Annotated in this window: 10 protein-coding genes; 6 read left to right on the top strand and 4 right to left on the bottom strand. The window is 48.7% G+C overall.

Features of this window, described 5'->3' with window-relative positions:
* On the bottom strand, positions 1-1,057 hold a 1,057-nt coding region (locus tag EBS36_06720), incomplete at its 3' end, for an amino acid decarboxylase (protein NBU32839.1).
* 112 nt (positions 1,058-1,169) lie between these two features.
* On the opposite strand from EBS36_06720, the gene EBS36_06715 reads away from it, so the two are divergent.
* Positions 1,170-1,769, top strand: a complete 600-nt coding sequence (locus EBS36_06715; GenBank protein ID NBU32838.1) for a biotin transporter BioY — start codon at positions 1,170-1,172, stop codon at positions 1,767-1,769.
* 29 nt (positions 1,770-1,798) lie between these two features.
* The gene (locus EBS36_06710) at positions 1,799-3,064 is read left to right on the top strand and encodes a divalent metal cation transporter (GenBank protein ID NBU32837.1); all 1,266 of its coding nucleotides are present in this window, start codon (positions 1,799-1,801) and stop codon (positions 3,062-3,064) included.
* Between the two features lie 358 nt (positions 3,065-3,422).
* Here the strand turns inward: EBS36_06710 and EBS36_06705 are convergent, their stop codons facing one another.
* The gene (locus EBS36_06705; GenBank protein ID NBU32836.1) at positions 3,423-3,680 is read right to left on the bottom strand and encodes an XRE family transcriptional regulator; all 258 of its coding nucleotides are present in this window, start codon (positions 3,678-3,680) and stop codon (positions 3,423-3,425) included.
* Positions 3,681-3,887: 207 nt separating this feature from the next.
* Positions 3,888-5,117: an MFS transporter gene (locus EBS36_06700; protein ID NBU32835.1), complete on the bottom strand. Its 1,230-nt coding sequence runs from the start codon at positions 5,115-5,117 to the stop codon at positions 3,888-3,890.
* An 85-nt stretch (positions 5,118-5,202) separates the two neighbouring features.
* Here EBS36_06700 and EBS36_06695 point away from each other — a divergent pair, with 85 nt between their 5' ends.
* The 4 genes from EBS36_06695 (at position 5,203) to EBS36_06680 (ending at position 10,419) form a co-directional block, all read left to right on the top strand.
* A complete protein-coding gene (locus EBS36_06695) occupies positions 5,203-6,690 on the top strand; it encodes a DHA2 family efflux MFS transporter permease subunit (protein NBU32834.1) in 1,488 nt (495 codons plus the stop codon).
* 140 nt (positions 6,691-6,830) lie between these two features.
* Complete coding sequence (locus tag EBS36_06690) at positions 6,831-7,973, top strand: DUF2157 domain-containing protein (protein ID NBU32833.1); 1,143 nt, start codon at positions 6,831-6,833, stop codon at positions 7,971-7,973.
* 68 nt (positions 7,974-8,041) lie between these two features.
* Complete coding sequence (locus EBS36_06685) at positions 8,042-9,445, top strand: nucleotide sugar dehydrogenase (protein ID NBU32832.1); 1,404 nt, start codon at positions 8,042-8,044, stop codon at positions 9,443-9,445.
* Positions 9,442-10,419, top strand: a complete 978-nt coding sequence (locus EBS36_06680; GenBank protein ID NBU32831.1) for an SDR family NAD(P)-dependent oxidoreductase — start codon at positions 9,442-9,444, stop codon at positions 10,417-10,419. Before EBS36_06685 ends, EBS36_06680 begins: the two co-directional genes overlap by 4 nt.
* Before the next feature lie 82 nt (positions 10,420-10,501).
* Here EBS36_06680 and glnA read toward each other — a convergent pair whose 3' ends face one another.
* Complete coding sequence (glnA, locus tag EBS36_06675) at positions 10,502-11,950, bottom strand: type I glutamate--ammonia ligase (GenBank protein ID NBU32830.1); 1,449 nt, start codon at positions 11,948-11,950, stop codon at positions 10,502-10,504.
* Between the last annotated feature and the right edge of the window lie 47 nt (positions 11,951-11,997).

Here is an 11,997-nt window from a genome sequence, read left to right as displayed (position 1 = left end):
GAATATTGAAGTCATCAAACAAGTGGGCTCGGGCTGAGTAGCCACTAATCCCACCAACTGATGTGTTGATTGCAATTCGAAGTGGTTCGAGAGCGACTACGTCATCATGGTGCATTAGCTGGGGAGCGATATCGTTGAATCGGTTTGAGTCTGCTATTTCTTCTCGCAACGCCTCCATAGAGTTAAGGCTGTTTCCAATATATTCTTCGCCATGTACTGCCATTGTCATTCGGGCAATGTCAAGTGAGGCAATAAGCAGTGAGCTAACACTTGTAGTTTGCAAAGATTTAAAGGCACGATCTAATAAGGGCTCTAAAGTTTGGGCAAACTTACTATCACCTAGGTGCAGCATTGCAGATTGACTCAGGCTGCCAGCTAATTTATGCGTACTACTAATTACCACATCGGCACCTTGCGAAAGGGCATTAGCAGGAATCTGCGTATGAAAGCCAAAATGTGAACCCCATGCCTCATCAACAACCAGGGGAACACCAAATTCATGTGCCACTTCCGCTAATCCGGCCACATCTGCAACAGCGCCAAAATAACTTGGTGTGACCACATAGGCAGCAACTGCGTCTGGAGTTTGGGATAAGGACTCACGAAGTTGTACCGGAGTGATCCCATTAGAAATACCTAAGTGCTTATCGACAGATGGAATTATGAAGGATGCCGCTAGGCCACTAAATGCCAGCCCGTCAATAACCGACGAGTGCACACTGCGTTGTAAAACGATGCGATTTCCGAGCGCGCGAAGTGCTAAACATGCCATCAGATTTCCCATTGATGCGCCGTTGGTTAAGAACCAGGTACGGTTAGCGCCCCAAGCCTGTGCTGCCAACAAAAGCGACTCATCTAACGGAGTCGGGTATGCCCCTATGTCAATTCCATCAATCAAAGTTTGTACATCAAGGCTAAGAATGTGCTTGCCAAAGTATTCACTTAACTTCGGGTGTGCGCAATGACTTACTTGATGCCCTGGGACTCCAAGTCGCACATACTGTTCACTGGCATATTTGGCAATCGCGTCAGCGTATGGAGTTCGCCGTTGATCCATAGTTGGCAACCTAGCACCTCTTCGGATTAAATTTTGGGGTTTCGTGGCGAAGAGCAGTGCAATAACGGGTAAACGCTAAACTTTGAGTGACTTTTAATACTTTGGAGGATAAATGAGCGCGCAATCATCGGTAACCGTTCTGGGAGATACCTGGGTAGTTAAGGCAGCTAGCAAGTCCCAGACTCTTGTTCGTAATCTAGGGCTCGTTTTGGGATTGACTGCCTTTACCGCATTGTGCGCACAAGTATCAATCCCATTGCCGTTTACCCCAGTCCCATTAACTTTGCAAACATTTGCAGTACTTGCTGGTGCAGCAGCCTTGGGGGCTGAGCGCGCAGTAGTTGCACAATCGCTTTATGTTGGCCTGGCTTGGCTAGGACTACCAATCTTGGCTGAGCACAAGGGTGGCAGTGAAGTGGTAACTGGAGTAACTGGTGGTTACTTAGTTGGCTTCATTGTTGCCTCTTACATAGTTGGTCGACGCGCAGCTCGTGGCGATAGTCGAAATCGACTAGATACCGTTGCAGCATTTGTTGCCGGCTCCGCAGCGATCTATTTGCTTGGTGTGAGTTGGCTTGCTTATGCAAATGACATGTCACCTAAAGATGCAATTGCTGCAGGCATGACTCCGTTTCTGATTGGTGATGTTGTCAAGGCGCTCATTGCAGGTGCAGTACTCCCAAGTTTGTGGAATTTAACGAAGTCTGAGTAAATCCCCTGGGAGCAAGTTAGGGTGCTGATATGACTGAGCATCCAGTGCGGAAAGTGCGCAAGCACCCAAGATGGATGCGTATCCTCGGTCCTGGCTTAATTACTGGCGCTGCTGACGATGATCCATCTGGCATCGCCACCTACTCGCAAGCCGGTGCTGCATTTGGCTATGGACAAATGTGGACCATATCGCTTTGCTTACCACTAATGATCGCTGTCCAAGAAGCGACTGCACGCATTGGTGCAACCACTGGAAAAGGTCTGGCTAAGGTGACCGCTGAGAACTTTTCCAGACGAGTCCTGATAACTGTTGTCGGCCTAATTTTGTTCGCCAACATAATCAATATTGGGGCAGACATTGCCGCAGTAGGTGCAGCGTTACATTTACTCATCGATGTTCCACAAGTTCTGATTTCAACAATTTTTACAATCCTGGTTGTCGCCCTAATGGTCTTTACTAACTATCACTGGTACGCACGAATTTTGAAGATTTTCGCCCTGGCTCTCCTGGCGTATGTGGTTACTGCGTTAATTGTGGATGAACCATGGCGAGAAATTGCGAAAGCAACTTTCGTTCCGCAGTTCCAATGGAATTTCGCTTACTGGTATGTCATTGTTGGCGTGCTTGGTACCACAATCAGTCCGTACATGTTTTTCTGGCAAGCCGCTGAAGAAGTTGAAGAGCTTGAATATGCCCAGCGCCAACATGAAAAACGTCGAACAATTAGGGAAATCCGACTCGACACTTCATCAGGCATGGTTATCTCGCAACTGGGCAGTTGGTTCATGATGCTAACTACAGCCACGGTGCTACATCCAAATGGAATCACCAATATCGGCACCGCTGCTGATGCCGCAAAAGCACTCGAGCCGTTCGCTGGTTCGTTTGCCAAAGAAGTCTTTGCCCTGGGAGTCGTTGGAATGGGAATGTTGGGCATTCCAGTGCTCGCCGGCTCGGCATCCTATGCGGTAAGTGAGTTATTCGGCTGGTCCGAAGGTCTTGATTTAAAGGCTAAAGAGGCCAAGGGTTTCTATGGCGTAATAGCTGGTGCCACAGTAATTGGTTTTGCACTTACCTTGATGGGTTTTGATCCGATCAAGGCCTTGATTTTCGCAGCTGTCGTCAATGGATTAGTGGCAGTTCCACTGGTTTTCTTGATTCGCAAAATTTCTCTGAACAAAAACATCATGGGAGATTTTGTGGGTGGACGACTATCTAAGTCGGTACTTTGGCTGACATTTGCAGTGATGACAATTTGCGCCCTAGCCATGGTTAGCGCCTCATTTTTTCAATGAAATCGGCAATAGTCTGACGAATCCAAAAGTGTCAGAGCGGATCTGTTTACTTGGCAGTGCTGATTTATCTCCACCAGCAAATAGTTAAGGATGTGCAGAAATGATCGAATTAGTTCTGAGTGAGAATTGCGAGTTTCCTATAGTTAATTGCCTGCCCGGGCCACGTATTGTGCTAACAATGAGCCTGACTTCTGACATCACCAAAGTGTTGCAGTTTTGCCGAGACGATCTTTTAAAAGCCATTAACTGGGCATTCTTTAGTATGTACCAAGGCGCTAACGTGCCTGGACGAATTTATCATCGTGATGTTTACGGCTCGGCTATGAGTATTTTGACCGATCCTTGCGAACTATTTGGTTCAGATGCGTTCGTTAGGCCGCAGAATCTCGAGCGCCTTAAGAATTTCAGCGGGTGAAGCATCTAGTGCACGACATAAGTCGGGCAACAGTGCCACACTTGGGCGAGTCTCGAGTGAAAAGTAGCGATACAGGTTGCCTCGATTGATACCAATCTCTGCTGCCACTTGCTCTAATGAGCGGTAACCAAGTTTGTCCATGCGAGCGCGTAGCCATTCAAGTCCAGTTTTTGAGGTCGAACGTGTAGTTGACTTAGCCATTTGTATCCCTTTTTCCACTTAACTCTTCAGGCATAATTGTTTCTCTAATTCTCACAATCTACCACGCAGTTTCAGATTGTATCCAATCTAACTCGCCATCTTCACTTCTATTTTTCGTAAATTTTCTTAGCTAATTGAAATTTTAACTAAGACAGCGGGACTTTTTACCTATTATCAGAAATCAGTAAAATTTCCGAGAACTGGCACTCAGTCTTCGATCACATGCTCAAAGTTAGAGACGGCTTGAGCCACTTCCGAATCACTTAGTGGACGGTTTGCAGACTGTAACCGCGAAGAAGCGAAAAACAATATGTATGCAGTTGAACAGCACAAAGCGACAGTTACCAGTGAGAGTGCTAACTCGGTACTGAACTTCTCGACTAGCCAGCCGCCGCTGGCAACTCCAATTGCCAATGTTGATCCTTCAACAGTCCACAACCAAGCTTGGGCAGAGGTGGCGGTTCCTTGTGGGCGCACGGCCTCAAGGACTTCCATGTGATAAATCTGAGCAAATCCGATCGCGAATCCCAGGCCTGCCAAAACTAAGGCAAGTTGCCAGCCAAAATCGACGAATGCCAGAGGCAAAGTGCTCAAGGCAACCAAAACACTGGCCCGACGAAAAGCGGTCAACGGTGTTGTGCTGGATTTAAGTACGCTGACAATTAGTCCAGCCAAAATACTTGTACCCGTCAGGATTCCGAGCAACCACGCAGACATCGTTGGATTCTTATTCAAAGTTGCAGTAGCAGGAATCGAAATGTCCAAAAGACCCCAACCCAAACCAAAAATAAAACCTTCAATCGCCATAATTACGAACGGCACGTGCTTCCAGAGCTGCATAGACCCACCTGACCGCGGCTCTGGCACCCAACTACGCGATAGCGGCATGGAAATTAGCAGGACGCCGCCGAGAGCCATCAGAGTTGCTGTTATCCAGAGTGACTCTTTGCCGCCAATGTGTACAGAAACCCAAGTAGCAAGCGTAGGCCCAAGTACGAATGTGGCATTCATGATTGTGGTGTCCACCGAGTAGGCATTACGCAGACGATCGGGCCCGACAGCCAGTCGCCAAAGTGGGCGAACAGAAAGATTCACTGGAGGAGAGCAAAGTCCGATTAGACCACTGACGATTAATAGTCCAGTTGTACTGTGCACAAAACTCATACAAAAAATTACAAATACCCAAAGTGGGACCAAGATAGAAAGTGGTCTAGTCTGGCCGAATCGATCGATCAGGTGTCCTCGTGGCCCAGCTGTGAATGAGCCAATCAACGATTCAATTCCAGTTGCAAGTCCCGCTGTGGCAACAGATCCGGTTTCTTCGTGAACATAAAAGAAGGTCGAGAGCCCGAGCATCCCATATGCAATTCGACCTGGAATACAACTTACGATAAGTCGTTTAACTCCAGGTATTAGAAAGATCTCCGCACGGGCCATAACATCCCTCACTCTAGTCGTGTCGAATCGCTAAGTAGCTTCACCTGTGATTGAATGAAGATTCAACTATTTAACAGGGAGCGGCATGTCAGCCACATCTAAAACACCAGTAACAGCAGAAAATTTAGACCCGCGTCGTTGGCGGGCCTTAATTGTTATTGCAATTGCGCAATTGATGTCGGTGCTAGATGCCTCAATTGTGAACATTGCCCTACCAAGTTTGCAGGTTGATTTAGGGATTACTCCGGAAAACCGTCAATGGGTCGTAACTGCCTACACATTAGCCTTTGGCGGTCTATTGCTCTTGGGTGGACGAATTGCCGATTATGCCGGTCGCAAGAAAACTTTCATGATTGCCCTAATTGGCTTTGCAGTAGCATCGGCAATTGGCGGATTTGCCGTTAACCAAGAAATGCTATTCGGTGCTCGCGCACTTCAAGGAGCTTTTGCTGCGCTATTGGCCCCCGCGGCCCTTTCGCTAATCAGTGTGACTTTTACAGATTCGAAAGAGCGAGCAAAAGCTTTTGCCGTTTATGGCGGACTCTCTGCCGGCGGAGCGGCAATTGGCCTAATCCTCGGCGGCCTGTTAACAGAGTACGCATCATGGCGATGGTGCCTGGGTGTCAACGTACCTATTGCAATCGTGGCGGTGCTGCTAGCCATCACTAATGTGAATGAAAGTAAAGCTACTGGCGACACTCGTTATGACATTCCTGGTGCGCTCACTGTAACTGTTGGTCTGGTTTCGTTGGTTTATGGCATTACCAAAGTTGGATCAACTGGGTGGACTAGCCCTGAAACTTTAAGCTACTTCGGCGCGGCATTAGTACTGCTCAGCGCTTTCTTCGTTATCGAGAGTCGTACCTCACACCCACTACTGCCAGTTCGAATTCTGACCGAACGTAATCGCGGTGCGAGCTATCTAACATCCTTCATTGTCGGCAGTGGCCTTTTTGGCATGTTTCTGTTCCTGTCCATTACTTTCCAGTCGGTATTTGGTTATAGTCCCGTTCGCTCAGGACTAGCCTTCTTGCCATTTTCCGTTGGTGTTGGCATCAGCGCTGGCATGGCTTCGCAGTTACTGCCAAAGTTTGGTGCCCGCTGGATCTCATTCATCGGCCTGTTGATGGCTTCCGGCGGTCTAGCATTACTAACTCACTTGGATGCACAAAGCGATTACTTGACCGCTATTCTGCCAGCGCTAATTTTGATGAGTTTAGGTATGGGCCTGGTATTCGTACCGATTTCTGCAACAGCCTTGTTCGCCATCGGAAATCATGATGCTGGTGTTGCTTCAGCTGTCCTTAATACTTCACAGCAAATTGGTGGCGCATTAGGCACGGCTTTCTTAAATACCGTAGCTACTTCAGCGACATCGGCTTACATCGTGGCAAACCAAAGTCAGTTGTTTAATGGGCAGCCGCCAGCAGATGCCTTAATTCACGGCTTCACCCACGCATTCATGTGGAGTGCCGGATTGTTGCTGCTGGGAGCATTGGTTTGGGTGCTGATGATTAACGCCGATCGCAACACATTGGCTGCAAACGATTCGCCAACTGCGCACGTTGGCTAGATCGCCACGACAGAGTCGATGGCTTTTTCGCTTTGCCAGCGGATTAGCCGAAATTGGGCTGACACTCAAATAATGCTTTTCAGCCAAATCTCTTAACTGAGTCCTCCTTGTTTTTGCCACTTCCGAGATACCGTAAAAGCATGAGTACAGAAATTGCTCCAGCCCTGCAGGAGCTTATTGATGCAGGGACGTTAACTCGAGAACAAGCTCTCGCCGTACATTCGGCTATGAGTGAAAAGCCCGAACCAGTCACTGCATTCGGCGCTGTGCAGTTCTCCAACAAGCGATCCTTTATCTCAGAGGCACTAACCTATGTCGGCTTTGTCTTTGTTATTGCCGCAGCCGCCTTGTTAACAAATCAGGCGTGGGAAGGTTTAGGTCAGTGGGGCAGACCAAGCCTGTTAGGCGCTGGCGCTGTTGTGTTATTTGGGGCAGGTTCGTGGATGCGCATTATTCGTAAAGATGATTCTGGACGCCGACTGAGTTCAACACTGTATGTCGGCTCTGAAGCGCTCGTTGCCGGAACTATCGGATTAATTCTCAATGAAGTATGGGTACCCAAGAATCCAAGTTATTTGGATCCTGGCAGTCCGCTCTGGCAGGAGCCGGCTAGGTGGGTAAATCCAGCTATGGCAGTAAGTGTCGGCGCTGGTGCGCTAATTGTGGGAGCGGTTGCATACCTGCTTTCGGGCTCCGCACTAGGACAGGTCGCAATGGCTGCTCCCTCTGCTGCAATGGCAATCGGCTCCGGGCAGTTGATTATCGCCCTAACTAACGACACTGATCAGGTCGGTCCCGCGCGCCTTGGGTCCGCCATTCTTTTTGCTGGTGGTCTGCTATGGATTGCCTTGGAGCACTATGACTACTTGCACGAAAAAGTAGTTGGTCAAGTGCTAGGTATTGTCGCGATGTTCTCCGGACTTCAAGGAATGGGATTTGACCTGAAAGTCTGGGCAAGTAGCAGCGTTCTTGTCATTTTGGGTCTCGGGCTACTGGTTTTTTACCTTCAAGGTCATGCGTGGCCCTATTTGGCCGGTGGCATTATCGGAATGTTTGCTGGCGGCGTGCGGATGCTCGTTGAGTATGTGCACGGAACAAGTGGGGCATTGGCCTCGCTAGCACTTGGCATTCTGTTAGTGGTATTCGGCGTTCGAATAGTCAATGATCGACGAGAACCCACGATGTTGGTGCAGGCTGAAACAAGGGCAGACGGCAATTCTGATGACCAAAATGACCAGTCCGTTCAGGACAATGTTGACTACAAAAACATTGAGCCGTTCTAGAGGACATCGGTTAAAACTTGGTGATATTGCAAATTTTGATTGAGGGCTAGGTGGGATAGGCTTGTCGCATGCCAAATGCCACCCTAGCTACCAATAAATCGCTTGCCGAAAACGAATTTGATGTCGGAATTATCGGGCTTGGATATGTAGGCTTAACTTTGGCCACAGCGCTTGCCGATTCTGGCCTCAAAGTTCTCGGTGTTGAGCGTCGTCAAGATGTTGTCGACAAAACAAATGCTGGTGAGCCACACTTTCATGAGCAGGGTCTTGAATACATGCTCAAGTCAGTTTTGAAAAAGGGCAACCTTCGAGCGACAACTTCCTTAGCACCAGAAATTAACTGCAAGGTTTACATCATTACAGTTGGTACGCCTTTGGGACCCGATGGGGCTGCCCGATTGGACTTCATGCGAAATGCAGCAAGTGAAGTTGCGTCAAACATGCGAGATGGCGCACTTGTTATGCTCCGGTCCACTGTGAAAATTGGCACAACCCGGGAAGTAGTCAAGCCAATTTTGGATGAATCCGGTAAGCAGTACCTGCTTGCAATGTGCCCGGAGCGCACATTGGAAGGAAAGGCACTCGAAGAACTACAAAGGCTTCCACAGATTATTGGATCGGATGATCCTGAATCCCGAGAGGCAGCGGCCCGTTTCTTTCATCGCCTCACTCCAACAGTGGTTCAGTTCCCCCGCTTTGAGACTGCAGAAATCATTAAGTTGGTGGACAACACTTATCGAGATGTGCAATTCGCATTTGCTAATGAAATTGCCCGTGCTTGTGAGCCATTTGGCGTAAATGCAATGGATGTCATTGAAGGCGGAAAATTGGGGTATCCCCGCACTAATCTCGCTATCCCTGGATTAGTCGGTGGGCCATGTCTGGAAAAGGATCCGCATATTCTGAACGAATCCTTGAGCAGGTTTGGCATTGAATTAGGCATTACTAAGGCAGCCCGCAAAGTAAATGAAGTCCAACCCTTTGAAACTATTGCCAACATTTGCCGTATTTACAAAGCCCGCACGGGCCGGCTGCCAAGTCGGATTGCGATGTTTGGAGTGGCATTCAAGGGAATTCCCGAAACCAATGATTTGCGCGGAACTATGGCGGCCCTAGTACACCAAGCAGTTTTGGCCGAAGTGCCCGATGCCCAGGTCTCAATCTATGACCCAGCAACTCTGCGCGATGAGGTTGAGGCAATGTTTAGCAACGCGGTTTTCACCGATAACATCACTGATGCACTCGCAGATGTTGACCTGCTACTAATTACCAATAACAATCCAGCTTTTGCCAAGCTGAGAATCGAAGAGTTGCTTGGCTACATGAATAAGGATTCGCTGATTTACGATTACTGGAATCACTTCGCCAGGATTAGGCCGGAGGATCGTGGCGATCGGTATTTCTCGGTTGGGGGCCTTGAAGCCGCTCATGAATTAATGTTCGGACAAGCGAGCGAGGCGGTTAATCGATGAAGAAGTGTGTAGTAACCGGAGCTGGCGGCTTCATCGGCGCATATCTCACCCGCGCACTCGTTGCACAGGGCTGGAAAGTAGCAGCCGTTGACAATTTAGCTCGTGGGGAACAGCGCAGACTTGAACCTGTGCTTGACCAGATTGACTTTTGGCAAACCGATGTACGAGACGCAAAGGCCCTTGAAGAAGCCTTTTCTGATGCTGAAGTTATTTTTCACTTGGCAGCCATTAACGGAACTGAGAATTTCTATTCCCGACCAGAGTTGGTTTTAGATGTTGGCCTTAGGGGAGCACTAGCCGTTGTTGATGCGTGCCGAGCTACTGGAGTTAAGAATCTTGTAGTTGCAAGCAGCGCCGAGGTGTATCAAACACCACCAATGGTGCCGACTCCTGAAGAGGTTCCATTAATGCTGCCGGATAGCTTGAATCCTCGCTATTCTTACGGTGGCTCCAAGATTGTTTCAGAGTTGATTGCCTTCAACTACGGCTTAGATTTCTTTAACCGAGTTCAAGTATTTCGCCCACACAATGTTTATGGTCCGGACATGGGTTGGAAACATGTGATTCCACAGTTCATTGAGCGAGGAGTCAAACTACGCGCCGAAAATCAAAATCAATTCACAATTCAGGGCGATGGATCTGAGACCCGAGCATTTGCCTATGTTGAAGATGTCGTTGATGGAATCATCAGGATGTATGAAAATGGCGAGCATCGTCAGGTATATCACATTGGCAATGATCACGAAGTATCGATCAAGGAAGTTGTTGAACTTCTAGGCAACGTATTGAATTACGAGTTTGAAGTTGTGCCGGGTGAACAAGCGCTCGGTGCAACTCCTCGCAGATGTCCAGACATCTCGAAGATGCGATCACTTGGCTACAACCCGCGCTATTCGCTGGCCGACGGCCTGGCTGCCACCGCTGATTGGTATTCGGCAAACTTGCAAAATAAGCCAGACAATCCACTGCTCTAACTTTCAGAAGCATTTAGTTACCCATCAATTTACTAAAAAATAGCCCCCAGCCATTACTGGCCGGGGGCTATTTCATTATGGACTAGATGTCGTAGTACAACTCGAACTCTGCTGGATGTGGACGTAAGCGAACGTAGTCAACTTCGTTGGCACGCTTGTAATCTAACCAGGTTTCGATCAAGTCCGGAGTGAAGACTCCACCAGCTTGCAAGTAGGCATTGTCTGCTTCAAGCGCATCCAATACTGCAGGAAGTGACGATGGGACCTGTGGAATTGCGGCAGCTTCTGCGCCGTGCAATTCGTAGAGGTCCTTGTCCACTGGAGCATGTGGCTCAATCTTGTTCTGGATACCGTCAAGGCCGGCCATCAGCATGGCAGAGAATGCCAAGTACGGGTTGCTTGATGGATCTGGGCAACGGAACTCAATACGCTTGGCTTTTGGATTCGTGCCAGTGATTGGAATACGAATACATGCCGAGCGGTTGCGCTGTGAGTACACCAAGTTCACCGGTGCTTCGTAGCCTGGAACCAAACGGTGGTACGAGTTGACGGTTGGGTTAGTGAACGCGAGCAAAGATGGCGCGTGCTTCAACAAGCCACCGATGTACCAGCGAGCGGTGTCGGATAGGTCGCCATATCCAGCTGCGTCATAGAACAGTGGGTTGCCACCGCTCCACAAAGACTGGTGGACGTGCATACCTGAACCATTGTCACCGAAGAGCGGCTTTGGCATGAAGGTTGCAGTTTTCCCATTAGCCCAAGCTTCGTTCTTGATGACGTACTTGAACAGCATGACTTCGTCAGCAGCCTTTAGCAAGGTGTTAAAGCGATAGTTGATTTCCATCTGACCTGCGGTACCAACTTCGTGGTGTGCACGCTCAACTAGCAAGCCAACCTGCGTCAAACGCTGAACCATTGAGTCGCGTAAATCGGCAAACTGATCTGTTGGAGAGACTGGGAAGTAGCCACCTTTGTAACGGGTCTTGTAGCCGCGGTTATCAGTTCCATCGGCATTGAACTCAACTCCAGTGTTCCATGCACCTTCGATTGAATCTACGTGATGGAATGCCTGGTTTTGTGCAGTGCTGTAGCGAACAGAGTCGAAAATGTAGAACTCTGCTTCAGGGGCAAAGAATGCAGTGTCGGCAATACCGGTCGTAGCCAAGTATGCCTCTGCCTTTGCAGCTACGTTACGGGGATCACGGCTGTAGAACTCGTCTGTGAAGGGATCACGGATTGAGAAGTTCATTACTAATGTGCTTTCTTTGCGGAACGGATCCAAGAAAGCGGTAGTTACATCTGGAATCAACTTCATATCTGATTCATGAATTGCCTGGAAACCGCGGATCGATGAACCATCGAACATTTGGCCAGTCTCAAAGAAATCAGATGGCAAAGTTTGTGCAGGCACATTGAAGTGCTGCATGATGCCAGGTAGATCGCAGAAGCGGACATCTACGAACTGAATGTTGTTATCTTTGATGTACTTTCGCACATCATCAGGGGTCTTAAAGCCCAGTGGCTCAGACATTCATCCTCCATAATTGTGTTACCCAGGCAATCAATCTGCAGATTGAT

The sequence above is a fragment of the Actinomycetota bacterium genome, assembly GCA_009923495.1.
Classification (GTDB): Bacteria; Actinomycetota; Actinomycetes; order S36-B12; family UBA5976; genus UBA5976.
This window is presented reverse-complemented; position numbering and strand designations above follow the sequence as displayed.